Annotated in this window: 21 protein-coding genes; 14 read left to right on the top strand and 7 right to left on the bottom strand. The window is 66.7% G+C overall.

The window, feature by feature from the left end; all coding sequences use genetic code 11:
* Positions 1-8: 8 nt before the first annotated feature.
* Positions 9-896, bottom strand: a complete 888-nt coding sequence (locus J3R73_RS09970) for a hypothetical protein (protein ID WP_307425769.1) — start codon at positions 894-896, stop codon at positions 9-11.
* Between the two features lie 193 nt (positions 897-1,089).
* Between J3R73_RS09970 and J3R73_RS09965 the strand changes: the two genes are divergently transcribed.
* Positions 1,090-1,578, top strand: a complete 489-nt coding sequence (locus tag J3R73_RS09965) for a hypothetical protein (RefSeq protein WP_307425766.1) — start codon at positions 1,090-1,092, stop codon at positions 1,576-1,578.
* A gap of 27 nt (positions 1,579-1,605) precedes the next feature.
* On the opposite strand, the gene chrA is transcribed toward J3R73_RS09965, so the two are convergent.
* The gene (chrA, locus tag J3R73_RS09960) at positions 1,606-2,829 is read right to left on the bottom strand and encodes a chromate efflux transporter (RefSeq protein WP_307425763.1); all 1,224 of its coding nucleotides are present in this window, start codon (positions 2,827-2,829) and stop codon (positions 1,606-1,608) included.
* Between the two features lie 366 nt (positions 2,830-3,195).
* Here chrA and efeU point away from each other — a divergent pair, with 366 nt between their 5' ends.
* From efeU to J3R73_RS09930, 6 genes are all read left to right on the top strand, one after another.
* Positions 3,196-4,110: an iron uptake transporter permease EfeU gene (gene efeU, locus J3R73_RS09955; RefSeq protein WP_307425760.1), complete on the top strand. Its 915-nt coding sequence runs from the start codon at positions 3,196-3,198 to the stop codon at positions 4,108-4,110.
* On the top strand, positions 4,107-5,291 hold the full coding sequence (efeO, locus tag J3R73_RS09950; protein ID WP_307425758.1) for an iron uptake system protein EfeO: 1,185 nt from the start codon (positions 4,107-4,109) through the stop codon (positions 5,289-5,291). The genes efeU and efeO (J3R73_RS09950) overlap by 4 nt, the downstream gene beginning before the upstream one ends.
* A gap of 13 nt (positions 5,292-5,304) precedes the next feature.
* On the top strand, positions 5,305-6,594 hold the full coding sequence (gene efeB / locus J3R73_RS09945) for an iron uptake transporter deferrochelatase/peroxidase subunit (protein ID WP_307425756.1): 1,290 nt from the start codon (positions 5,305-5,307) through the stop codon (positions 6,592-6,594).
* Positions 6,595-6,662: 68 nt separating this feature from the next.
* The gene (gene efeO, locus J3R73_RS09940) at positions 6,663-7,487 is read left to right on the top strand and encodes an iron uptake system protein EfeO (RefSeq protein WP_307437248.1); all 825 of its coding nucleotides are present in this window, start codon (positions 6,663-6,665) and stop codon (positions 7,485-7,487) included.
* 136 nt (positions 7,488-7,623) lie between these two features.
* A complete protein-coding gene (locus J3R73_RS09935; RefSeq protein ID WP_307425753.1) occupies positions 7,624-8,367 on the top strand; it encodes a COG4280 domain-containing protein in 744 nt (247 codons plus the stop codon).
* 3 nt (positions 8,368-8,370) lie between these two features.
* Positions 8,371-8,577: a hypothetical protein gene (locus J3R73_RS09930; protein WP_307425751.1), complete on the top strand. Its 207-nt coding sequence runs from the start codon at positions 8,371-8,373 to the stop codon at positions 8,575-8,577.
* A gap of 15 nt (positions 8,578-8,592) precedes the next feature.
* On the opposite strand, the gene J3R73_RS09925 is transcribed toward J3R73_RS09930, so the two are convergent.
* The 4 genes from J3R73_RS09925 to J3R73_RS09910 all read right to left on the bottom strand — a co-directional run bounded on the left by J3R73_RS09925 (position 8,593) and on the right by J3R73_RS09910 (position 19,191).
* Positions 8,593-9,753, bottom strand: coding sequence for a hypothetical protein (locus J3R73_RS09925; protein WP_307425749.1), 1,161 nt, complete (start codon positions 9,751-9,753; stop codon positions 8,593-8,595).
* Between the two features lie 169 nt (positions 9,754-9,922).
* Positions 9,923-11,380, bottom strand: coding sequence for a xylulokinase (xylB, locus tag J3R73_RS09920; RefSeq protein WP_307425747.1), 1,458 nt, complete (start codon positions 11,378-11,380; stop codon positions 9,923-9,925).
* A 311-nt stretch (positions 11,381-11,691) separates the two neighbouring features.
* The gene (locus tag J3R73_RS09915; protein WP_307425745.1) at positions 11,692-17,244 is read right to left on the bottom strand and encodes a DUF3320 domain-containing protein; all 5,553 of its coding nucleotides are present in this window, start codon (positions 17,242-17,244) and stop codon (positions 11,692-11,694) included.
* A 219-nt stretch (positions 17,245-17,463) separates the two neighbouring features.
* Positions 17,464-19,191, bottom strand: a complete 1,728-nt coding sequence (locus J3R73_RS09910) for an MFS transporter (RefSeq protein ID WP_307425743.1) — start codon at positions 19,189-19,191, stop codon at positions 17,464-17,466.
* Here J3R73_RS09910 and J3R73_RS09905 point away from each other — a divergent pair.
* A complete protein-coding gene (locus J3R73_RS09905; protein WP_307425740.1) occupies positions 19,166-19,402 on the top strand; it encodes a hypothetical protein in 237 nt (78 codons plus the stop codon). The genes J3R73_RS09910 and J3R73_RS09905 overlap by 26 nt on opposite strands.
* Positions 19,403-19,503: 101 nt before the next feature.
* Here J3R73_RS09905 and J3R73_RS09900 read toward each other — a convergent pair whose 3' ends face one another.
* Positions 19,504-20,154: a LexA family transcriptional regulator gene (locus J3R73_RS09900; RefSeq protein WP_307437245.1), complete on the bottom strand. Its 651-nt coding sequence runs from the start codon at positions 20,152-20,154 to the stop codon at positions 19,504-19,506.
* A 163-nt stretch (positions 20,155-20,317) separates the two neighbouring features.
* On the opposite strand from J3R73_RS09900, the gene J3R73_RS09895 reads away from it, so the two are divergent.
* From J3R73_RS09895 to J3R73_RS09870, 6 genes are all read left to right on the top strand, one after another.
* A complete protein-coding gene (locus J3R73_RS09895) occupies positions 20,318-20,569 on the top strand; it encodes a hypothetical protein (RefSeq protein ID WP_307425737.1) in 252 nt (83 codons plus the stop codon).
* A 51-nt stretch (positions 20,570-20,620) separates the two neighbouring features.
* On the top strand, positions 20,621-21,127 hold the full coding sequence (locus tag J3R73_RS09890) for a hypothetical protein (protein ID WP_307425734.1): 507 nt from the start codon (positions 20,621-20,623) through the stop codon (positions 21,125-21,127).
* Positions 21,128-21,215: 88 nt separating this feature from the next.
* A complete protein-coding gene (locus J3R73_RS09885; protein WP_307425732.1) occupies positions 21,216-21,833 on the top strand; it encodes a hypothetical protein in 618 nt (205 codons plus the stop codon).
* Positions 21,834-21,927: 94 nt separating this feature from the next.
* Complete coding sequence (locus J3R73_RS09880) at positions 21,928-22,461, top strand: DUF1697 domain-containing protein (protein ID WP_307425729.1); 534 nt, start codon at positions 21,928-21,930, stop codon at positions 22,459-22,461.
* A 157-nt stretch (positions 22,462-22,618) separates the two neighbouring features.
* A complete protein-coding gene (locus tag J3R73_RS09875) occupies positions 22,619-23,515 on the top strand; it encodes a cation diffusion facilitator family transporter (protein ID WP_307425726.1) in 897 nt (298 codons plus the stop codon).
* A 165-nt stretch (positions 23,516-23,680) separates the two neighbouring features.
* On the top strand, positions 23,681-24,016 hold the full coding sequence (locus tag J3R73_RS09870) for a hypothetical protein (protein ID WP_307425724.1): 336 nt from the start codon (positions 23,681-23,683) through the stop codon (positions 24,014-24,016).
* Position 24,017 lies beyond the last annotated feature (1 nt).

Here is a 24,017-nt window from a genome sequence, read left to right as displayed (position 1 = left end):
GCGGACATTCACCGCCAGGCGGCGAGCAGCGTGCGCAGATGCTCCGCGGCCGCCGCCGCCTCCGCACCGACCTTGCCGGTGACGGTGCGAAATTCGACGCGCGCCCTCAAGCCGCCGTCGAGGTCGAGCGAGCCGATGCAATAATGCTGCCCCGTGACCGGGAAGCTGTCCGTATCGCAGGAAAACAGCAGCGGCTTGCCGGCATCGCGTTCGAACCAGATACCGCCGGGATAGACGTCGAAGGCGCCGTCCGGCTGGACGGGCGGCGACGTGCCGGCCTTGGCCATTTCCTGCTTCCAGGCGGTGAAGTTGGCGAGTTGCGGCGCCGGACGGTGGAACATGGTTTCGCCGTCGAAATCCTTGGGATCATAGACCGTGGCGACGGCGAGGCGGCGCGGCGTTCCGGCCTGCCGATCCTCTCCGAGGCAGAGGAAACGCATTGCCTCGTTGGAAAGATCACCGCAGAAGCCGGCGCGCCAGTCCGCCGGCACGCCCCAATTCTTGTCCATGGCGTCGAAATTCAGCGCGATCGCCTTGGCGGTGACGACAGGCTGCGAACAGCCCTTGCCGATACCCTCGCGGGTGGAGAAATCGATGTCGTCGTCGACGCCGGCGCCGACGACGAGCGTCAGCGCGGGCGAACCGGGAATGCGGAAATCCGCCGCACCGAGCTTGACCGCGATCGCCTTGCCCAGGCAGCCGTCCGGCGCAGCCCGGCCCGCGGGCGGGGAATCGGGCCGGAGCGCCGAAGAAGACGCAACCTCGCCGCCGGCCATGCCCTGCCTCGTCGCTTCGGGCCGGCTGCCCCTGGCGTGGTAGATCACAATCCCGGCGATGATCACGAGCAGCGCGATGCCGGCCGCGATCGCCTGAATTTTACGCGAACTGAAATCCATCATGTCATCCTGGGCCATCGGAAGAGCATATAGCGCCCGAGCCCGCGCGCAGATAGAGCCGCCGAATACGGCAAATGGAGGGAGGGGGCGGATCACTGCCCCATCGGCGGGACGGCGCGCGCAGGACGGTTGCAATGCGACCGCCTTACGTCCTATCGCTGTCGGCATGGCTGAAGAAAAACCACGTCCGACGATGCTGAAACGGCTCGCTATACTGCCGCTGCAGATCCTCGTGGCGCTTCTCGTCGTGATCGACGAACTGGCCCGTCCCCTCTACCGCCCGCTGGTCGGCTGGTTCCAGTCGCTACGGATCGTCGAGATCGGCGAGCGCTTCGTCGCCCGGCTGCCGCGCTTCGTCATCCTGGCGCTGCTGGCCGTCCCGATCGCCATCGCCGAACCGCTCAAGATCTACAGCCTCCTGCTGATCGGCGAGGGGCGACCGATTCGCGGCATCCTGCTCCTGGCGCTCGCCCATCTCGCCAGCTTCCTGCTGATCGAGCGCATCTATGAAGCGGGCAAGCCGAAGCTGATGACGATCGGATGGCTGGCGCTGCTGCTGGGCTTCGTCGCCAGGATCCGCGCCTGGTTGCTGGACTGGGTCAAGTGCACGCCGGCCTGGCGGCTCGTAGCGGCGACCCGCCAATGGGTCGCCGGCCTCATCGCCGCCCTGAGAGCGCGCTGATCCCGACCTTGGGCCCCCGCGGCATTTTCATAAGAGAGCCCGGAGGATGCCGGCCGCACCCAGTGCGATCACCACCAGCCAGGCCGGTTTGCGCCACATCGTCAGCAACGCGAAGCCGGCCACCGCGACCAGAACGTCGTCGGCTCCCGCGATGGTCGATGTCCACAAGGGCTGGTAGAAGGCGGCGGCGAGCAACCCGATCACCGCGGCGTTGACGCCGCGCATCGCCGCTCGCATGCCGGCGAGGCGGCGCAGCCCGCTCCAGAACGGCAGGACGCCGTGCATCACGAGCAGGCCCGGCAGGAAGATCGCCACCAGCGCGATGAGCCCGCCCGCAAGGCCGTTCGGCGATGGCTGGGCCGTGGCGCCGAGATAGGCCGCGAAGGTGAAGACGGGCCCCGGCATCGCCTGCGTCACGCCGTAACCGGTGACGAAATCACGATCTCCCACCCAGCCCGGCGTGACCGCCACATCGTGGAGAAGCGGCAGCACGACATGTCCGCCGCCGAATACCAGAGCTCCGGAGCGATAGAAGCCGTCGAAGAGCTGCAGCCCATGCCAGCCCGTCGACGCCGACAGCACCGGCAGTCCGGCAAGCAGCACCGCAAAGAGCGCCAGCGAGACGGCGCCGGCCCGCCGCGACACCGGCACGGGCGCCTGGAACGCCGAAAGGGCCTCGTCCCGGGGCATCAGGAGGAAGCCGGCCAGCGCCCCCATGGCGATCACGAGGATCTGGCTCCAGCCGCCCTCGAGCGCGAGGGTCAGGACCAGGGCGGCCAGCGCGATCGCGATCAGGCGCCGGTCCCAGGCGAGGCTGCGTATCATGCCCCAGATCGCATGGGCGACGATGGCGACGGCGACCAGCCTGAAACCATGCAGCAGGCCGATCTGCCACGGCTCCACGAAGGAAGCCGTACCCGCGGCAAAGGCGATCAGCACCAGCGCGGAAGGCAGGGTGAAGCCGAGCCACGCCGCAAGCCCGCCGACCAGCCCGCCGCCGCGCAGCACGCCGAGCGAGAAGCCGACTTGGCTCGAGGCCGGGCCGGGCAGCATCTGGGCGAGAGCGACGAGATCGGCATAGCCGGCATCGGATATCCACCGCCGGCGCTTGACGAATTCCTCGCGGAAATAGCCCAGATGCGCCACCGGTCCGCCGAAGGCGACGATACCGAGCCAGGCAAAGGCGCCGAGGATCTCGAGGAAATGCCCCCTCTGCCGAAACATCTCGGCACTATCGTCGGAACTCGTCATCGAGCCGGCCTGCCCTCTTCTTGCTCGGTGCTTCACTAGACGCAAACGGCCGCCGATTGAAGGGCGGTGTTGGGGTTTTCGGAATAATCCGGCATCCCCTGGCGCATCGATGGCCTTGCGCCAAGCGGCGAAGACGCCCGGAGGGTTGCAGACCGGTTCTCCGCCTCACTTTTGAAATGTTCTAAGAAATGAAAGGAAGTGCGCAGTTTAGAATCGCTCACAACTATAATTTAGAATGACTATTATCTTTGATATCCAAGGCTTTTCCGCACCGTTTCCTCTTGTTCATCGGATTCGATCCCGTGTAATAGCAGCGCCTCGACAGGATTTCATTCAACCGCTGTGGGGGCGTTAGGAACCGGCGCAATGCTCGTACCGTTTCTCATCATGCTGCGCGAAGGCATCGAGGCGGCGCTGATCGTCGGCATCGTCGCAAGCTATCTGCGCCAGACGGGACGGGGTTCCTGGATGCCTGCGGTGTGGCTGGGGATTTTCCTGGCCGTCGGCCTCTCCTTCGCCGTCGGCGTGGCGTTGTATCTCGCCAGCGCGGAGTTTCCGCAGAAGGCACAGGAGCTGTTCGAAGCCGTCATCGGCCTCGTTGCCACGGGGCTGCTGACGGCGATGGTGTTCTGGATGCGCAAGGCGGCGCGCTCGATCAAGGCGGAGCTTCATCATTCGATCGATGCTGCCCTGGCGGAAGGCGATCGCCAGGGCTTCGCCCTGGTGAGCATGGTGTTCTTCGCCGTCGCCCGCGAGGGCCTCGAATCCGTGTTCTTCCTGCTCGCGACATTCGAACAGAATGTCGGCTACGGAGCGCCGATCGGCGCGATTCTCGGCCTTTCCGTCGCCACCGCGGTCGGCGTGGCGATCTATTATGGCGGGGTCAGGCTCAATCTGAAGCGCTTCTTCCGCTGGACCGGCGTCTTCATCCTCTTCGTCGCCGCAGGCCTCTTCGCCGGCTCGGTGCGGGCGCTGCACGAAGCGGGCCTGTGGAACCACCTGCAGGGCATCGCCTTCGATCTCAGCGGCATCCTGCCTTCCGACAGCGCCGTCGGCTCGGTTCTCGCCGGCATCTTCGGCTACCAGGACACGCCCACCAACGGCGAGTTCGCCGCCTATCTCCTCTATCTCATACCAGCCCTCTTCCTGTTTCTTGCCGTGCCCGAAAGCCAGGCCAAGCCGGCCCGTCCCAAGCCGGCCCACGCCAAGGTGCCGGCTGGCGCCGCTGCGGACGACAAGGCGGGAACCAAGACGGGCATCTCCTATGGTGCGGAATCGTGACTGCTTCGCGTAGCAACTATATCGCCGTCGGCGCCGGCATGCTGGCGATCATCGTGGCAGCCGGGGCCGGCACCTATTATTTCGCCGCCCGCAAGCATGCGGCCGATGCCCCGGCCGCCGGTCCGGCTGCCGCCGGGAAAGTGGTGGACGTCGCGGTGACGGCCTCCACCTGCGAGCCCAACGAGCTCACCGTGCCCGAAGGCCGCAACGTCTTCGCCATCACCAACAAGAGCAACCGCGCTATGGAATGGGAGATCCTCCAGGGCGTGATGGTGGTGGAGGAGCGTGAGAACATTGCTCCCGGCTTCACCCAGAAGATCACCGCCAGGCTCGATCCCGGCGATTACGAAATCACCTGCGGGCTGCTCACCAATGCAAGGGGCAAGCTCCACGTCACGGCGCTCGCCAATGCACCGAAACAGGCCAAGCCGAAGCTGGTCGACCTCATCGGTCCGCTCGCCGAATACAAGGTCTATATCAGCGGCGAGGTCGACGAACTGGCGACGCAGACGAAGGCCTTTGCCGACGCGGTCAAGACCGGCGACCTCGCCAAGGCGCAGGCCCTGTATGCACCGGCCCGGACGCACTACGAGCGCATCGAGCCCGTCGCGGAACTCTTCTCGGACCTCGACAAGGCGATCGATGCCCGCGCCGACGATTTCGAGAAGAAGGAAGCCGATCCGGCGTTCACCGGCTTCCATCGGCTCGAATACACGCTCTTCTCGGGCAAGACGACCGAGGGCCTCGGCGCGCTGGCGGACCGGCTGGTTGCCGATGTCGCGCAATTGCAGGAGCGGGTGGCGAGCTTGAACATTCCGCCCTCGAAGATGGTCGGCGGCGCGGCCGCCCTCATCGAGGAAGTCGCTTCCAGCAAGATCTCCGGCGAGGAGGACCGCTACAGCCGGACCGACCTTTCGGACTTCCAGGCCAATATCGACGGGGCGAAAAGGATCGTCGACCTGCTCAACCCTCTGACGGCCAAAGCCGACGCGACGCGCCAGGCGTCCATCGAAGCCGATTTTGCGGCCGTCGATACCATCCTGGCCAAGTACAGGACGCCCGACGGCACCTTCAAACCCTATGACGCGCTGAGCGAGACCGACCGGCTCGCCCTGCAGAAGCCGGTGACGGCACTTGCGGAGAGCCTGGCGACCCTGCGCGGAACCCTTGGGCTGGACTGACACGAGCACGACGATGACAGACAAGATCCTCTCCTCCCCTTCGCCCGGCACCCCCGCCTCGCCCGGCCGGCGCTCCATGCTGCTGGGCCTCGGCGTCGCCGGCGGCGGCGCGCTTCTCGGCGCGCTGTCCCCCGCCGCCGCTGAGACCAACACCGGCGAGCCCGGCGCCGTCTCCAGTCTCGACGACAGGGTGCCCTATCTTGGAACCTACCAGGCCGGCGTCACCACCCCGCGCCAGCCGGTGGGTCTGGCGGTCGCCTTCAACGTCCTCGCCACCGGTCCCGCCGATCTCCAGCGGCTCTTCCGCGTTCTCACCGCGCGCATCGCCTTCCTCACCCAAGGGGGCACGCCGCCGGTGATCGACGCCAAGTTTCCGCCGCCCGATTCCGGCCTGATGGGACCCGTCGTGGCGCCGGACAATCTCACCATCACGGTCGCCGTCGGCCCTTCCCTGTTCGACGGACGCTTCGGGCTCCAGTCGAAGAAGCCGCTGCGGCTCAAGGAAATGCCGCAGTTCAAGAACGACGCGCTCAATGGCGACCAGTGCCACGGCGATCTCCTGCTGCAGATCTGCTCGAACACCGCCGACAGCAACATCCATGCGCTGCGCGACATCGTGAAGAACACGCCGGACCTCCTGATGGTGCGCTGGAAGCAGGAAGGCTTCGTGCCGCCGCCGCGCGCCCTCGGCGAACGCCAGGCCTCCCCCCGCAACCTGCTCGGTTTCAAGGACGGCACGGCCAATCCCGCGCATGACGATCTCGAGGAAATGAAGCGGGTCGTCTGGGTCCAACCCGACTCGGGCGAGCCCGAATGGGCGGTCAACGGCACCTATGCGGTGGTCAGGATCATCCGCAATTTCGTCGAACGGTGGGACCGGACGCCGCTTCAGGAACAGGAATCGATCATCGGCCGCGACAAGCCGACCGGAGCCCCGCTGGGGATGAAGGCGGAATTCGACCTGCCGGTCTACAGCAATGATCCCGACGGCAAGCGGACGCCGCTCGATTCCCATATCCGCCTGGCCAATCCGCGCACGCCCGGCTCGGAGAAGAACCTGATCCTGCGCCGCCCCTTCAACTATTCGAACGGGGTCACCAAGTCCGGCCAGCTCGACATGGGCCTGCTCTTCATCTGCTTCCAGGCCGATCTCGATGCGGGCTTTGCAACCGTGCAGGACCGGCTGAACGGCGAGCCGCTGGAGGAATACATCAAGCCCGTGGGGGGCGGGTATTTCTTCGTTCTTCCGGGCATTGCCGACAAGAACGCCTTTATCGGGCAATCCCTGCTCGAAGTTGCCTGACGATATCCGCATCGAGCAACTGAACCGCCCTTCCAACCTTGAACTGGAGTGAGACGAGGATGAGAAATCTGAGATGGCGCGTCCTTCTCGGTGCCGCGGCGCTGTGCGCGGCAACCGCCGCCGGCGCCGAAACCACGGCGGTGTCGCCGCTGGACCTGGTGCAACCGGTGTCGGACTACAAGATCTATGTGAGCAAGGGCGTCAACCGCCTGGTCGAGGATACCGCCAAGTTCACCGCGGCGGTGAAGGCCGGCAATCTCAAGAAGGCCCAGGAGCTCTACGCCCCGACGCGCTTCCACTACGAGATGATCGAACCCATCGCCGAACTCTTCTCCGACCTCGACGGCAGCATCGATTCGCGTGCCGACGACCATGAGAAGAAGGAAGAGGATCCCGGCTTCACCGGCTTCCACCGCATCGAATACGGCCTCTTCGAGAAGAAGAGCACCGAAGGGCTGGGCGAATTCGCCGACAAGCTCAATGCCGACGTCGCCGACCTCAAGAAGCGCATCGCCGGCCTGACCGTCCCGCCCGACAAGATGGTCGGCGGCGCCGCCGCCCTGATCGAGGAAGTCGGCGCGACCAAGATCACCGGCGAGGAGGACCGCTACAGCCATACGGACCTGTGGGACTTCAAGGCCAATGTGGACGGAGCCCGGAAGATCGTCGATCTGCTGCGTCCGCTCACCGTCAAGGCGGACAAGGACCTGTCGAAGAAGGTGGACGACAACTTCGCCACCGTCGAGGCCATCCTGGCCAAATACAAGACGGCCAATGGCGGCTACGAAAATTACGACAAGCTGACGCCGCAGGATCGCACCGCCCTGCAGGGCCCGGTCACGACGCTGGCCGAAGACCTGTCGAAGCTGCGCGGCACGCTCGGCCTGAACTGAGACGTGAAGGCGGGCCGAAAGCCCGCCTTTCCTTCGCCCCTCCCCGGCAGAGCGCCGGGGAGGGGCCATCGCCCTCATGCGGCGAGTTTCCGCGGCGACCTCAAATCTGCCGCGCTTTGGCGGCATGGGCTGCGGCATGACCGGTTCGATCAGCCTCGCCTCCACCCTCACCGCCTCCTTCCTCGCCTCGCTGGTCGAGGTCGTCGAAGCCTACACCATCGTCCTGGCCGTCGGCCTGACGCGCGGATGGCGCCCTGCGCTGGCCGGTTCCATCGTTGCGCTCGGCTGCCTCGCCCTGCTCGTCGTCGTCCTCGGGCCCCTGCTCACGCTGATACCGATCGCCGCGCTGCAATTGGCCATCGGCTCCCTGCTGATTCTGTTCGGCCTGCGCTGGCTGCGCAAAGCGATCCTGCGGGCGACGGGCTTCATCGCGCTCCACGACGAAGACGCGGCCTTTGCCCGGGAGACGGACCTGCTGGCGCGCCAGGCTGCCGACCGCCGCGCCGACTTCCTCGGCGGGTTGACGGCTTTCAAGGCCGTGATGCTCGAAGGGGTGGAAGTCGTCTTCATCGTCATCGCCACGGGCACGGCCCGCGGCCTGACCCTGTATGCGGGCGCCGGGGCGCTCGCGGCCTGCCTCCTCGTCGCGCTGGCCGGCCTCGCCTTGCACAGGCCGCTGTCCAAGGTGCCGGAGAACACGCTGAAATTCGCGGTCGGCGTCCTGCTGAGCGCCTTCGGCGTATTCTGGTGCGGCGAAGGGCTCGGCGCGAACTGGCCGGGGGCCGACTTCGCCATCCTCTATCTCGCCCTGCTCTTTCTCGGCGCGGCGCTCGCCGCGGTTCACATGCTTCGGCCGGCCGCCGCGAGCGCGAGAGGATAGGCCATGCTCGGGATCCGAACCATCCTCGCCGAACTGATCGGCCTCTTCGTCGACGACGGCAGCCTGGCGCTGGCGGCAGCTATCCTCATCGGCATCGTGGCGCTGCTGGCGAGACTGGCGCTCCTGCCACCCGTCTTCATCGGAGCCATGCTCGCGGCCGGCTGCGTGGCCATCCTCCTGGAAAGCGTCTTCCGGGCGGCGCGGCGATAAGCGCGACGCCCTTGCCTATTTGTCCAGGAGTTCGACCGAGCGGCTCAGCGCGACTTTTCGTCCGCCGATATTGTCCTTCAACAGGATATCCACCCGGTAGACCCCGCTCTTGTCGTCCGGCTCGAAATGCAGGCTTACGGTGGAGCGGCTGTCGAGGACGTTGAAGCGGGTCGGGACCTTCTGCTTCAGGGCCTGGACGTCCGTCTGCGTGGAACGGCTGTCGATCACGCCGTCGGGCCCCGTCACCTTCATGTCGTAGCTGACGTCGGCGGACAAGTCCGGTGCCAGCGCCATGCCGGAAAAGAGCACGGATATGCCGATCGTATCGCCGCGCCGCGCGGTCTGCGGGCCGCCGTCGGCGGAGACCGGCTTGGGCATCTCGGGGGCTGAATTGCCCTCGGGCAGTCTCATCATCTCCATTTCCGCGGAGAACTCGCCGTCATGATCGGGGGCCGGCTTGAGTTCCGCGGCCCGGGCGGCGAGCATGGCGTCGAGCGCCTGCTTGTACTCCCCGGTGGCGTCGGCCTCGCGCTGGCGCAGGAACCGCTCGATGAGCTCGTGCTGGCGCATGTTGACGGCGAGGCCCGCCGCCGACATGTTGCGGATGGCATTGTCGAGTTCGCGGCTCCCGGTCAGGATGCGGCTGCGATCGATCGAATCGACCATTGCGGCGATGAAGCCGGGATTGCCCGTCGCATAGAAGGCCCCCCATTTCAGGTCCATCTCCACCGGGGAGCGCGGCGTCAGGGTGAAGAGATTCCCCGGCCGGGTCGCAAGGAAGTCGGGCCGCTCGTGAAAGAGCGCGTCGATCAGATCGGCATTGCCCGACTGCCAGAGAGAGAATTCGAGAATGGCCTTGCTGTCGCCGGGATAGGCGCCGTTGCGGATCCAGCCCTCAACCCGCGACCGGTTCTGAATGAACACCATGGAAAAAAAGCCGGCAAGGGCTGCACGCGAGACGCCGCTGCGCATCACCTCGCCGGTTCGCAGCGCCTCCATCAGCAGCGGAATGGCGGAAACATCCTTGCGCACGTAATAATAGATGATGGCCTGGGCGAGTTGGGGATCGATGGGGATGGCGCGCGGCGCCGTCGCCGCACCGCCGGAGGGGGCTATGGAAGCCTCGACCTGAACGACGCGAGAGGCCAGACCAGGCCGCTCGGAGCCGGACGGCATGAACGCCTGCGCCGGTGCCAGACTCAAACCCAACCCGGCGAAGCAGATCGTCCAAAACAATACACGCATCAAAAGGCCTTGCCGCTCGACTGGTCTTCTTCGGGAGGCTCTTTGTTGCGATTACAAGGCGGCGAAATTGCGCTCGCCGACAGCGCCGGCGTCATTTCGTTCATGCAGCGGCACCGCGCAGGGCCGGATAGAGCCCGCGCCAGCGCGCCAGCGCTTCGCCATAGGCCCCGGTCAGTCCGGCGTCCGGCTCGATCGTCTCGATGCGCCGGGGCGGCGTGCACACGGCCTCCGGTGCCTCGCGGGTGCAGGCGAGCCGGGCGAGCCGCGCCGCCCCGAAGGCACCTCCGGTCTCGCCGTCGCTCAGCCTGTGGACCGGAAAGCCAAGGACGTTTGCGAGGATTTCCACCCAGAACCGCGAACGCGAGCCGCCGCCGATGACGTCGGCCCCCGAGATCACCGTGCCGGCTTCGGCGAGAGCGTCGCGGCAATCGGCGAAGGCGAAGGCCACGCCTTCCAGCACGGCCTGCACCATGGCGTTGCGGCCGTTCTCATGGGCGAGCCCGGCAAAGGCCCCCCTTATCCGCGCATCGTCGTGCGGGGTGCGCTCGCCCGAGAGATAGGGAAGGAACTGCACCGGAGACGGCCCGGCCGGCCGCTCGCCGAGCGGGGCGAGCAGGTCCGCCTCGCGGGTTTCCATCACACCGGCGAGCCAGGCCAGGCAGGACGCCGCCGAGAGGATGACGCCCATCTGGTGCCAGGTGGCGGGGATCGCATGGCAGAAGGCGTGCACCGCATGGTCGGGGTTGGGCGCGAAGCGATCGGTCGTCGCCCACAGCACGCCCGAGGTCCCCAGCGAAATGAAGGCCGAGCCCGGCTCGATGGCGCCGAGACCGACCGCTCCGGCGGCATTGTCGCCCGCGCCGCCGGCGAAGATCGGGGCCTTCTCCATGCCCCAGCGCGCCGCGAGATCCGCTCTCAACTGGCCGGCGGGCTCCGATCCCTCGACCAGGCGCGGCATGTGGCTGCGGTCCAGCCCCGTGGCGGCGAGCGCCTCGTCCGACCAATCCCTTCTGCCGACATCCAGCCAGAGCGAGCCCGCCGCATCCGACATCTCCTCGATGGCGTCGCCGGTCAGGGCGAGGCGCACATAGGCCTTCGGCAGCAGGACCAGCCTGGTCCGCGCAAAGATCGCCGGCTCGTGACGAGCAACCCACAGCAGCTTGGGCGCGGTGAAACCCGGCATCGCCTTGTTGCCGGTGACGGCGCGCAAGGCCGGCCAGCGCGCCTCCAGCTCCGCGCATTCGGCACTCGATCGGCCGTCGTTCCAGAGGATCGCCGGCCGCAGCGGGCGGTGGTCGGCACCCAGCAGCACCGCTCCATGCATGTGCCCGGACAGGCCGATGCCCTGTACGGCGGAAACGGCGGCCGGATGGGCCGCCTTGAGCGCATCGACGGCGGCGATGACCGCTTCGACCCAGGCGTCCGGCTCCTGTTCGGAAAAGCCGGGTTGCGGACGCTGTACCGTCAAGGGCACGTCGCTGCTCGCGACAATGCGCTGATGACCGTCGGCAAGGAGCGCCTTCACCGCCGACGTCCCGATATCGATGCCCAGAAACACGCTGCTTCCTCCGTGTACAAGATGCCGGACAGCCGGCTTCCTGCACATATTATGAGCCACGACACAAGCGCAGTGCGCCTGATTCGGCAAAGCCGGCGGGGTTGCGGTCTATTGCAGGAAGGCCCTCGCGACAGGCCGCGCGGCGATGTGCGGGCGATCACGCCCGGTTCACGGCATCGGCGCTAATAAAGATACGTTACCCCTCACGAAGCCCAACTCGGCACCAGGGACCGCCTCGCGACGATCCTCCCGGCTCGCAGGCCCCTGGTGCCCTTTTTGGACCCCTCCGCCGCGAAGCCCGCTTGTCGCCGTCATTGAACCGCCACGACGAGATTGTTGCGCTGCGCGAGTTCCTTGCGCGCCAGCATGGCATCCAGCACCTCTTCGAGACGTTCGCGCAGCGGTGCGCTGGTGGCGGCGAAGCCGAGCAGCCGGGACACCGCCACGAGCAGGGCGTCCCGCGGCGCACCGCGATTGGACTTGATCACCGTCACGAAGGCCGCTTCGATCTCCTGAGGAGGAAGCATGTCGAGCTTGCGCAGCCCGGGCGACGTGGTCTGGGAGCGGTCCCGCGCCGTGATCGCCTGGCCGGGCAGCGTGTAGAAAGGACCGCCCGATATCCGGCCCATGATGCGGGCGGCATCGATGCCGTCGAGCACCGCCTCGCGAACGCGAACGCCCGCCCGGCCAAGTCCGAAGGCGCCGCGGATGCGGGCTATGATTTCCTGCTCGTGCACGGGCCCTTCCACCTGGACGACCTCGGCGACATAGACCGCCATGCGGGCCGCGGACAATTCCTGGAGTTCGTGGCGCCCCGACACTCTCAGCACCGCCTCGACATAGGGGTGCGACAGCGACGACCGCATCTCGGCCGGTCGGGCGGCGCCGTGCCTTTGTTCGGGCACGGAGAAATCGCCGTTGACAGGTTGAAGCTCGTCCGTCTCCTCGATGTCGAGGCTGCCGGCATCGGCCGCTCCCGCGTCGATGTCTTCGGCATCGTCCGCCGAAGACCGGGCCGGCACCACACCGGCGGTGAATTCCCAATCCTCGACTTCGGCCGGCCCGCGTTCCGCCGGGGCCGCTTCGGCCGGCACCGGTCCGGCAGGTAACGGTTGGCGCGGAAGGGGGGAGGCCGGAAAGGCCTGGACCGGAGGGGCTTGGACTGGAGGGGCTTGGACCGGGGGAGCCTGGACTGAAGGGGGCTGGACCGGGGGCGCCTGGACTGAAGGGGGCTGGACTGAAGGGGGCTGGGGCGGAAGAGTCTGAGACGGAGGGGCCTGGGGCGGCCTCGATACGGACGGCCTGACCACAGGCGGTACCGGTTCGATGCGCTTGGGTTCGATCGGCTGGAACACCGGAAACGGTGCTACCGCTGCCCCATCGGTCCTGTTCGCCGCGGACGCCAGGGGTCCAAACGTGTGAAGCTTGAACCAGGGGGGAGTCGGATCCGCAACCTTCTCGGCGGGTCCCTTGCCGGTCGGCCCAACGTCCTCCCCGGGACCGATACCGGCGGCCGGCGAGGCAGGGCCGGTTTCGGCTCTTTCCGGTTCGGCGGGCGACGGCTCATCCGTCGCGGGCCCCGCGACTGCAGGGGCCAAAGGATCCGGGCCGAACGGATCCGGGGCCGGCAGATTCGGGGCGAAGGGATCCGGAACGGCAGGAACGAATGCTTCCTGCCGGACCACGTCGTCCGACGGCCGGGGGGCGACGGCGGAAATCGGCTCCAGCGTCACCGAGGGTGAAGCCCGATCGTCGTCCCGCTGCTGCCAGGCAAGCCTGGCCTTGATGATCGAGGCTTCGACTTTGGCGAGTTCCTCCTGCGGGCGCTGATACCAGTCGACCGACCAGATGCGATGCACGATCCAGCCCAGTTCCTCCAGAACCTGCTGATGCAGACGGTCTCGATCCCTCGTCGAACGTGCGGCATTGTATTGCGCGCCGTCGCACTCGATCCCGAGGATATAGCGTCCGGGCTGGTCCGGATCGACCACGGCAAGGTCGACATGGAAGCCGGCGCCACCGACCCGCGTGGCGACGGCGTGGCCGCGTGCGCGAAGCTGCGCCGCGACCTGCTCCTCGAACAGGAGGGGCGGCTCCCGACCTGCGCCGCCTGCAGGAGCGAGACGGCCGTTCTGTGCGAAGTCGAGAAAGGTCTTCAGCGCCGCGACGCCGCGTGCACTGGTGCGATCCGCGTCGACGTCTTCGGCAGTGATCGACGAAAAGACCTCGCACCGATATCTCGCACGCGAGATCAAGACGTTGAGCCGCCTCTCCCCCCCTTCGAGATTGAGGGCGCCGAAGCTCATCGCAAGATAGCCTTCCGCCGTGCGGCCATAGCCGATGGAGATGAAAATCACATCACGTTCGTCACCCTGCGCATTTTCGAGATTCTTGACGAAGAACGGATCGATGCTTTCGCTGTTGAAGAAAGCTTCGGTGTCGGGGTGGGCCCGGCGCAGCAGTTCCAGTTCCCTGAGAATCGCCTGCCGCTGCGCGACCGAGAAGGTGACGACGCCGAGCGATTGCGCAGCGCGACGTTCGCTATGGTTCCTGGCATGGGCGATGACCGCTTCGGCCACGGCCCTGGCTTCCTGCGGATTGGTGCGGGTGTTGCCGCGGTCATAGCGCGCCTGCGGTAGATGATGGAAGACGAACCCCAGATCCGGGCTCTCCCGCGTCGGGTTGGGCATCGCCATCAGCCGGCCGCCGTAGAATTCCCGGTTCGGCACCACGACGAGCGACTCGTGCCGGCTGCGGTAGTGCCAGTCGAGCGTATGGAACGCCATGCCCTTGGCGAGACACAGATCGAGTATGCTCTCCGCATCCCGACCCTGGAACGCCGATCCCTCCTCCTCGTCGTGCTCCTCCCAATCCCCGGTAAGCCTGGCGAAGAAGCGCGTCGGCGGCAATTGCCGCTCATCGCCGACCACGACCAGCTGTCCGGCACGGGCGATGGCACCGAGGACGGAGACCGCCTCGATCTGCGATGCTTCGTCGATCACGAGGAGGTCGAAGGCAAGCGCGCCCGGCTTCAGGAAATGGCTCACCGAGAGCGGGCTCATCATCAGCACCGGCTTCAGTTGCTGGATGGTGGAGCCGGCCTTGTCCAGCAGCTGCCGGATCGGCAGGTGACCGCTCTTCTTGGCGAGTTCACCGTCGAGGACGCCGAGCGCGCCGGCGCCGCCGCCACTCGGGGGCCGCGCCTGAAGATGGCGTGTGGCAACCATCTCGCCTGCCAGGGCAATGCGGCCGTGATCGAGAACGCGGAAGCTCTCGACCATGAGGTCCTGCAGTTCGCCGTCGAAGCGCTTGAGCTCCGGCAGGCGCTCGAAGAAGTCGCCGCGCAAGACCTCGTAATAGGTACGCTCGAACGTCGGCACGAACAGATGTCCGGCGATCCTGCCGTCGCGAAGGGCTTCGACGAGCCCGGCGAGTCCCGCCTCCTGCGCCGCCTTGCAGCGTGCACCGAAGGCGACCCACTGCGCCAGCGCTTCAACGCCGGCCAGCCACAGCCGCAAGCGCGACGTCAGCTGTGCCACCTCCAGATCGGCCCATTGCTCGACGCCGAACGCCCGCTTGATATCGAGGCCCAGAAATTGCTGCAGCTGGCCGAGATCCGCGTGGAGCCGGGGCACGCTTTGGGCAAGGGATCCGGCCGGAGTGCCTCGCTCCTTGACGGCGGGACGCACGGCGAGGCGGACCGCCAAATTGTCGGACGAGGCTACCTGGCGATTCTCCCGCCACCAATCGACGATCGCCTGAAGGCTGTCCCAGTCCGACCGCTCTTCCTGCCAGAGCGTGCCGAAGGCCTCGGCCCCGAGATGGCGCTGCGCCTCGAAGCGCCGGCGAGCCTCCTGCGCCGAGATCATGCCGTCGAGCAACGAAATCTGCTTCGCGCGATCGGCCGGCATGTCGATGGCCAGCAGCGAGCGAAACTGCTCCATGGCTTCGCGGTAGGGACCCTTGAGAAAACGCGTCCAGGACGCATTGTGCGCAGCGATCTCGTTGCGCAGCATCCGCATGTTGAAGCGCCAGGCCTGGGGCCGGTAGACCAGCGCCATCGCATCCGAGAATTTGCGATAGCTTCGGCCGAGCACGATCAGTTCGGCGATGGCCGGCGCGTTGGTGCGCCAGACCGCACCGGCAAGGGCGGTGCGGTCCGCCTGCGGCGGGAGCGCGAACGTCGCCTTCACGGAGCGGGCGAGCGTCTCGAAATCCCCGATCCTGACGACGTCGACGCTATAATCCCGGCTGACCGCGGCTGCCGACCTGCCGACGGTCTCGAGGTCGGCCTCGACATTCTGCAGCAGGCTCACGAGCCGGTCGCGCTCGCCCGGGTCGAGCGCCTCCCGGCCGACGCCGCGCCACATATGGGAGTCGGGATCTCCGATCTTCTCCACCAGGCGAGCGAGATCGGCGGCGAGATCGAAGCGGACGCGGCTTTCACGGCCGGTCCATCGCTCCGCTCCCGGGAGATCGTAACCGGGAAGGCCGCCACCATCCTGCACGCGCAGGAGATGGCCGAGCAGCTGGTAGGCCGTCAGCCCGGTGGGCTGCAAGGCCTCGTGCAGCATCGCGGCATGGCTGTTGAGGCCCGCCTGGGCGTCGCCCAGCGCCTCGATGAGGCTGAGGTCCTGCGGGGTCGGGCGGCCGGCGATATCGCGCGTGCGGCGCAGGTCCTCGAGGACAGCCCGCTTGCCGGCCTTCGCGGAATGGAGCTCGAGCGTCAGGCGCCCGAGCCCGGCATGGCGCAGGCGGCGCTGCACGGCTTCGAGGGCCGCTGCCTTCTCGGCGACGAAGAGGACTTTCTTGCCCTGGAGGACGGCCCCGGCGATGATGTTGGTTATCGTCTGGCTCTTGCCGGTGCCGGGTGGCCCCTTGATCACCAGGTGGCGTCCCCGCAACACCTCCTCGATCGCAACGGCTTGCGAGGCGTCGGCATCCACGACGTGATTGAGCGCGGCGGGCGGGATGATGGCGTCGATCGGCCCGCGGTCGCCGATGATCGGAGCCTGGCGATCGAAGCCCTCGCCCAGCAGCGCCGCCAGGAGGGGATGCTCGTGCAGCGGGTTGCCGGCCGGCCAGGCCGCCGGATCGAGATCGCGATACATGAGATATCGGGAAAAGGAGAACAGGCCGAGCATCATGGCGTCCGGCAGCACCTTCCAGCGCGCCTTGCCGGCGACGACCGCGGCGACCTTCCCGAGATAGGCCGCGACGTCGATGTCGTCCTCGTCCGTGAACCCCTCGACCGCCAAGCCGAACTCGTCCCTGAGCTTGGCCTGGATCGACAGATTGAGCGAAGCAGGCTCATCCCGCCTGCGCAAGGTGAAACGGTCGCTGGCGCCGGAACGCTGGAGGCGTACCGGCAGGAGGATCAAAGGCGCGTGGCGCGCCACGTCGGAGCGGTCGTCCTCGAACCAGCGCAGGAGGCCGATGGCCAGGAAGAGCCCGTTGACGCCCTGCTCTTCCTCCAGCGCTGCCGCGTCGTACCAGATGTCGAAAAGCCGCTTCTGCAACCCCTCGGATGTGAGGCGGGTCTGGAGGCGGGTATCGGCATGGCGGCGGAAGACGCCGCCGCCTTCTTCCATTTCCCGTTCCGGGGGCTGAGGGATGGCCCAGCCGCCGCGATCGTGCTCGTCGGGCCCCTGTTCCGTGCTGCTGGGAACGCGGCCGGGCAGGAACGTCAATCCTTTGCCCGCCGTCAGGGATCGGTAGATCTCGGGCGATTTTTCATCGACGATTTCAAGTGTACGCAAACCATCGATGCGCAAAGGGACGTTGATCAACCGGTTGCGGAGGCCGAGATCGAGCAATGCCCGGCGCTGATCCGACAAACGACTGCGCACCAAATTTTCCGCCATTGATTCGGATTCCCTCGCCACGAAACCGTATACTGGCGAAAGACGGATTTTCCAGCACAATGAGGCTTGGAAAGCGACGAAAAGGGGCTCCTCTTCGGCAGCGCAGATCCGGCGGACCGCCCGCCGTCCGGATTTGCGCCGTCGCCCCGATCAACATCCTTCGGCCACATGCGGGATAGGGTAATTTGCTACCCCAGTCAAACCCGTGCCGGACCCGCCTCAGGACGGGATGTCGTCCAGGTCGCGATGCCTCGTCTCGGGCACGAAGATCAGCCCTATGACGAAGGTGGCGGCCGCGACGACGATCGGATACCACAGGCCGTAATAGAAGTCGCCGCTTGCCGCGACCATGGCAAAGACGACGAAGGGAACGAGACCGCCGAACCAGCCATTGCCGATATGGTACGGCAGGGACATGCCCGTGTAGCGGATCCGGGTCGGAAAGAGTTCCACCAGCGCCGCCGCCATCGGGCCATAGACCAGCGTCACCAGCAGGACGAGGACGGTGAGGACCACCACCAGCATCGGCTTGTTCATCGCCGCGGTGTCGGCGGGCGCCATGGCATAGACCGTGGCGGTCTTGTCGGTGCCGTCATCGTTCTTGGCGATGCTGCCGTCCGGGTTCTTCACCGGCACGGCCTTTTCCGCGACCGGATAATTGTGCTCCTTGAGCGCCTTGTAGAGGGTCCCCGAGAACTCGGCCGCCTTGGCCTTCGCGGCGGCGGCGTCGAGGCCGCTCGACGAGAAGGAGGTGACCAGCGTATCGCCGACCTTCACCGTGGCCAGCGTGCCGGGAGGCGCGGCGACGTTGACATACGCCACCGAGCCGCTGGCGAGGAAGTTCTTGGCGACGTCGCAGGACGACGTGAACTTGGCCTTGCCCACCGGATCGAACTGGACCGAGCAGTCCGCGGGATCGGCGGTGACGGTGACCTGGGACGCGGCGAGCGCCGCTTCCAGGGCCGGATTGCCGTAATGGGTGATCGCCTTGAAAATCGGCATATAGAGCACGGCGGCGAGGAGGAAGCCGACGAGCATGATCGGCTTGCGCCCTATCCTGTCCGACAGCCCGCCGAAGATCACATAGAACGGCGTCCCGATGAGAAGGGCGATCGCCATGAGCACATTGGCCGTGGTGCCGTCGATTCGCAGCGTCTTGGTGAGGTAGAGCAAGGCGTAGAACTGGCCGGAATACCACACCACGGCCTCGCCGGCGACGAGGCCGAACAGGGCGATCAAAGCGAGCTTGAGATTGCTCCATTTGCCGAAGGCTTCGGAAATCGGCGCCTTCGAGCGCCGCCCTTCATCCTTCATGCGCACGAAGGCGGGGCTTTCCGAGAGCTGGAGGCGGATCCAGATCGAAATCCCCAGCAGCACCACCGAGATGAGAAAGGGGATGCGCCAGCCCCACGCCGCGAACGCGGCCTCGCCGACGCCGAGGCGCACCACGAGGATCACCAGCAGCGAGAGCAGCAGCCCGCCGGTCGCGGTGGTCTGGATCCAGCCGGTATAGAAGCCCCGCCGGTTGGGTGGCGCGTGCTCGGCGACATAGGTGGCCGCGCCGCCATATTCGCCGCCGAGCGCCAGGCCCTGGATGATGCGCAGGAGGACGAGGCCGATCGGCGCCGCCAGGCCGATCGAGCCGTAGCTCGGCAGCACGCCGACCAGGAAGGTCGAAGCGCCCATCAGCGTGATGGTCACGAGGAAGGTGTATTTCCGTCCGACGAGGTCACCGATGCGCCCGAACACCAGCGCCCCCAGCGGGCGCACGATGAAACCGGCGGCAAAGGCGAGGAGTGCCGCGAGGAACGACGCCGTCTCGTTGAGGCCGGCAAAGAATTGGGCGGCGATGATCGCCGAAAGCGACCCGTAAAGATAGAAATCGTACCATTCGAAAGCCGTCCCGAGCGAGGAGGCGAAAATGATCCGCCGGTCGGCCGAAGACATCCGCCCGGACGACGAAGGTCGAGTGGCGGCGCTCGTTGGCGTGCTAATTGACATGAACTTCCCTCCAGCCGGCCATGTCGCGCAGGCTCCGCACGAAGTGCCGGATCAGATGCTTCCTCCCGGGGCCGCGGACCGGCCTCTTTCCGGCGTTGCCGGTTCGTTATTGCTTTCACAGAAGATAGCCAGCGTCAAACGGGGATTTGACTTATAACCGCCGGCCACTACTTGTCCGCCCGCAGCTTAGGGACATCGCGGCTTCCACGCCGGGTCCGCGGATGGGAGTATAAGGCCGCCGGGCGTCGGCTGCCGGCCTCAGCCGTCGAATTTTCCCACCACCCTCAGCGCCCGGCGCCACAGCGCGCGCGGCAGCGAGAATTCCTCCTGCCCCCCCGGCGGCGGATTGAACTGCCGCAGCAGCCACTCCTGTTCCGTCCAGCCGCGCAGATGCTTGATGGTGGCAATGAAACCGCCGTCGACGCTCTCTTGCATGAAGATGTGCTCCTTGCCGCGCATGGGCGCCAGGCGCGGATTGACGATGGCCATGTCGCCGGGCCGGAAGGCCGGCACCATCGATTCACCGACCACCAGCACCGCGAAACCATCCCTCACCGCCCCCATGAACCAGGGGCGGGGCACGATATCGATGGGATCGGTCGACACGACGAGATCGCCTGGACCGCCCTCGACGGCGGCGAAGACGGCAAGATCCCTCTCGCCCAGCAGATCGCGGGCCGGCGAGGGACGCCCCGGCCCGGAATCCTGCAGACCGGGACGCAGGGCCGGCATGTTGGCATAGGCGCCGCCGATCAATTCGCGCAGGCGCTCCTGGGCGAGCGGGTCGGGCAACTGCCCGCCGAGCCAGCGCGAGACCGTCGGCTGCGACACCCCGATGGCGGCCGCGAGTTCGGCCTGTCGCCATCCGCGAGCCTGCAGGAGCGCCCTGATGTCCTGTTCCGTGACCATATTCAAATGATATGCGCCAACGCATAAATTTGCACGCATTTTCTTGACTCTGGATATGCGTGAATGCATAAATCCTTAATGCGCGGTGAGGCGCCGGCAACGACCACGAAATTAAACTTTATAAATATCAAGCAAATCCTTCATCAGAGAAAGGAAACCTCCCTTGACCCACAAGGATGAGGACGGCGATCATGCGGCCGAAATCATGCGTCAGCGCATGCGGCAGGAAACCAAGGACCATCTCCGCGACATCCGTCGCGAGCATGGGATCGGCAGGCATTGGGCCAGTCTCGTCCTTCCCGCCGGTACGCCGCATGTCCTCACCATCCAGCCGCTCCATTCCTGCGCCGGCAGCCCTGGAGCGATGTGCGCCGCCAATGGCGATGCCGTCCGCCGGATCGCCGCTTCCGACTAGAACAAAACAAGAACTAATCCGCCACGCAACTCTTTTCAACGAGGTATCGTCATGGCTCTCGGCTTTTCCGCCACCGCGCCCACCGCCTTTCTTCCCATTCTGAAATATCACATCCCCGACGGCCGCTTCCTGCGCATCGACCGCACGCCGGTGGGAACGACCATCCACGACATCACCGATGATTTCGCCGCCGTCGTCGACATGGACGCCATCGAGGTCGGCTGGATGCGGTTCGGCCACGGCGTCCGGCCCGACATGCGGCTCTTTCCGCTCGGCGGCGTCTGGCCCGAGGCGCCGAGCGTGCAGCACAAGCGCGGCCTGCGCGTCGTGCTGCAGCTCTCCGATGCCCATGGTGGTGAGGTCCGCGAACTCTCCTCGACCGCCGGCAGCTTTCTGGAGGCCTTCGACGCCCTCCATGACGAGTTCCTCGCCGGGCGTTCCGCCAATCCCGGTAAGCTGCCGGTGGTCGTGCTGATGGGAAGGGATGCGGACAACCGCCCGCACTTCACCATTGCGGGCTGGGTCGAGCGGCCGCCGGCGCTGGCCGGCAGCCACTGAACGCGCGGCCGGCCTCCGGCGCCGCAACGGCCGGCCCCGCGCGGGCCGGCCTGACGCTTCTTCCCGCAACCCGTTTTCCAGGACTTTCATGCCGAGATCCATCCGCCGGAACCCGCCCTCCCCGCCGCGTTTCCATCGCTGGGATGCCGAGAAGGAATGCGTCACGGTCGATACGGAAAAGATGCGGGCCGTCGAGGCGCCGCTGCCCGAGCGCGCCACGCCCGAACGGCTCGCCAAGGCGGCGTTCCACATGATCGGGCAGGACGACGGCGTGCAGCGCGTGATCGCCGGCCCCCTGGAGGTGCTGCATGCCGGGGGAGCACTCGATCCCGATCCGCGCCGCAACGCCGTCCTTTTCGACGCCGGGCGCCGCTACCAGCGCCATTGGCACGGCGCCGCACTTGCCGGCTTCAGCGGCCGCGACCTCGGCCGCGTCCGCGGCGGCGGCTCGGGCGAACACGCCTGGGCGGTGCCGCCCTCAGAGGCGGCGGCGCGTCATCGCGGCGAGTATCGGCGCGCCCGCGAACGGCTCGGTCCCTATCTCGCGCGCTGGGTCGATGCGGTCGTCATCGACGAGCGGGCGCCGCTCGATGTCGGCGGCGACACGACGCGCCATGCGGACGCGGCGACCGCCACCGCCATCGTGATGGAGGTGCTGCGCGCAGGCCTGACGACGCTCGCGGACCATTGGGGCATGATCCGGTGAAGGCGATTGGACCGTCCGGCGGCACGTGTTCCGTTTACAGCCGGGGGTGAAACCGGAAATATGCGTGCTTCGCGACCGTTTTCAGGAGTTCCCCTTGTCCCATTCGATCGCTCTCCTGCGCGGGGTCAATGTCGGCGGCACCGGCACCGTGAAAATGGCCGCGTTGCGTGCGCTCGGCGAGGAACTCGGCTTCACGCATGTGCGGACATTGCTGCAGAGCGGCAATATCGCGTTCGACGGAGCGGCCAAAAGCCACGCCGCGCTCGAACGCCGATGGGAAGCGGCCCTCGACGAGCGCCTCGGCGTGAAGACCGTCTTCATGATCCGCAGCGCCGGAGAATGGCAGGCCCTCATCGCGGCCAACCCGTTCGCGGCGGAGGCCGATGCCGACCCCTCCCATCTCGTCCTTCTGGTCGCCAAGGAAACGGTCGGCCCCGAAGCGGTCGCCGCGCTGCGAACGGCGATCAAGGGCCCCGAGCAGGTGCGGGCTGGCGAACGCTGCGTCTACGCCTGGTATCCGGACGGCATCGGCACATCGAAATTGACCGTGAAGCTGATCGAACGCCATCTCGGCACCCCCGTCACCGGACGCAACTGGAGCACCGTCCTGAAGCTTGCGGCGCTATAGGCCGGCTTCCGGGATCACGGCAGGCCTTCCCGGCGGCGTCCGCTGCATAGCCGGAGCTATAAAATATGCTCTGGCCTTCCACATTCCCTCCGCGCTAGTGGTCCGCCCATCGCGCAGGCCACTTCCGGGCATGGCGACGCCTCGATGAAGGATCGAAATGGACCGCACCCAGAAAGCCGCTCTTGCGAGCGCCGGCATTGGCCTCGTCGTGCTGGCGCTCAAATTCGGCGCCTATTGGCTGACGGGAAGCCTTGCGCTCTATTCCGATGCGCTGGAGAGCATCATCAACGTCGCCGCGGCGGCCGCGGCCTTCATCGCGCTGCGCGTCGCTGCGAAGCCTGCTGACGGCGACCATCCCTATGGCCATCACAAGGCGGAATATTTTTCGGCGGTGATCGAGGGCGTCCTGGTCGTCGGAGCGGCGATCCTGATCCTGCGCGAGGCCTATTTCGGCTTCTTCAACCAAGCGCCGCTGGAAGCCCCGTTGCTCGGCCTCGTCGTCAACGCCCTCGCGACCGTCGTCAACGCCGGCTGGGCCTGGGCGCTGCTGCGCTGGGGCCGCCAGTGGCGCTCGCCGGCCCTGAAGGCCGATGGCCAGCATGTCCTCGCCGACGTGTGGACCTCGGCCGGGATCCTCGTCGGCGTCGCTCTGGTCATCGCCACGGGATGGCTGGTGCTGGATCCGCTGATCGCCGCGCTGGTCGCGCTCAACGTGCTGTGGTCGGGCTGGGCGATGATCCGCGATTCGGTCAGCAGCCTGATGGACGCCTCGGCGCGGCCCGAAACGCTCGCCGAAATCAAGCAGATCATCGCCACGCAGAGCGAGGGCGCGCATGAAGCCCATGACGTGCGGACCCGGCAGGTGGGCAGCGTCGTGTTCATCGATTTCCATCTCGTCGTGCCCGGCAGCATGTCGGTAAAGGAGTCGCATGCGATCTGCGACCGCATCGAGCAAGCGCTGAAGGCGCGCATCGCCGGCGCCATGGTCACCATCCATGTCGAGCCGGAGGAGAAGGCCAAGCAGAAGGGTGTTCCCGTCCTCCTGGTCATGTAGCGGGACTGCCGGATTGCTTCAGGTTCGACCTGCGGCAATCCATGCCGAGAACAAAATGGCAACATTCTTGACTTCGAACCGGAACCATGCGATAAGAGGATGATCGTCATTACCTTGCGCCCGGAGCTCCAAGCTTCCGGGCGTTTTTGTTTTCAAGGGGACACCATGAGCAAGCGGAAGCCCGCCGCCGCGGAAGAGCCGCCGCCCGACGCCGCCGACACCGGGACGGCATCGTCCCGCCCCGCCGCCAAACCCCGACCGCGCAAGGCAAGCGGGGCGAGCAAGGCGGCTGGGCTTTCGGTCCTCGCCGACAACGTCCTCGCTGCGCTGACGGCGGCCGGCGGCGCGGACTATCTCCTCACCATCGCGCGCGACGATCCCAAGACCTTCTGCGCCTTGCTGACACGGATCCTGCCGGGACGCATCGACGGCAAGGCGGAGGGCGGCGGCATCGTCCTGCGCTGGGCCATCGCGGATGCCGGCGAGGCCGGCGGCGAATGAG

This window comes from Labrys monachus (assembly GCF_030814655.1).
GTDB classification, from domain to species: domain Bacteria; phylum Pseudomonadota; class Alphaproteobacteria; order Rhizobiales; family Labraceae; genus Labrys; species Labrys monacha.
This window is presented reverse-complemented; position numbering and strand designations above follow the sequence as displayed.

Coding starts and splice junctions, on each gene's coding strand:
- J3R73_RS09900 (WP_307437245.1), bottom strand. CDS start 20,154: ATGGTCACGGAACAGGACATCAGGGCGCTCCTGCAGGCTCGCGGATGG.
- J3R73_RS09915 (WP_307425745.1), bottom strand. CDS start 17,244: ATGGCGGAAAATTTGGTGCGCAGTCGTTTGTCGGATCAGCGCCGGGCA.
- J3R73_RS09930 (WP_307425751.1), top strand. CDS start 8,371: ATGCTCGGGATCCGAACCATCCTCGCCGAACTGATCGGCCTCTTCGTC.
- chrA (WP_307425763.1), bottom strand. CDS start 2,829: ATGACGAGTTCCGACGATAGTGCCGAGATGTTTCGGCAGAGGGGGCAT.
- J3R73_RS09875 (WP_307425726.1), top strand. CDS start 22,619: ATGGACCGCACCCAGAAAGCCGCTCTTGCGAGCGCCGGCATTGGCCTC.
- J3R73_RS09910 (WP_307425743.1), bottom strand. CDS start 19,191: ATGTCTTCGGCCGACCGGCGGATCATTTTCGCCTCCTCGCTCGGGACG.
- J3R73_RS09870 (WP_307425724.1), top strand. CDS start 23,681: ATGAGCAAGCGGAAGCCCGCCGCCGCGGAAGAGCCGCCGCCCGACGCC.
- efeB (WP_307425756.1), top strand. CDS start 5,305: ATGACAGACAAGATCCTCTCCTCCCCTTCGCCCGGCACCCCCGCCTCG.
- J3R73_RS09965 (WP_307425766.1), top strand. CDS start 1,090: ATGCTGAAACGGCTCGCTATACTGCCGCTGCAGATCCTCGTGGCGCTT.
- J3R73_RS09885 (WP_307425732.1), top strand. CDS start 21,216: ATGCCGAGATCCATCCGCCGGAACCCGCCCTCCCCGCCGCGTTTCCAT.
- J3R73_RS09890 (WP_307425734.1), top strand. CDS start 20,621: ATGGCTCTCGGCTTTTCCGCCACCGCGCCCACCGCCTTTCTTCCCATT.
- J3R73_RS09970 (WP_307425769.1), bottom strand. CDS start 896: ATGGATTTCAGTTCGCGTAAAATTCAGGCGATCGCGGCCGGCATCGCG.
- J3R73_RS09925 (WP_307425749.1), bottom strand. CDS start 9,753: ATGCCGTCCGGCTCCGAGCGGCCTGGTCTGGCCTCTCGCGTCGTTCAG.
- efeU (WP_307425760.1), top strand. CDS start 3,196: ATGCTCGTACCGTTTCTCATCATGCTGCGCGAAGGCATCGAGGCGGCG.
- J3R73_RS09905 (WP_307425740.1), top strand. CDS start 19,166: ATGATCCGCCGGTCGGCCGAAGACATCCGCCCGGACGACGAAGGTCGA.
- J3R73_RS09935 (WP_307425753.1), top strand. CDS start 7,624: ATGACCGGTTCGATCAGCCTCGCCTCCACCCTCACCGCCTCCTTCCTC.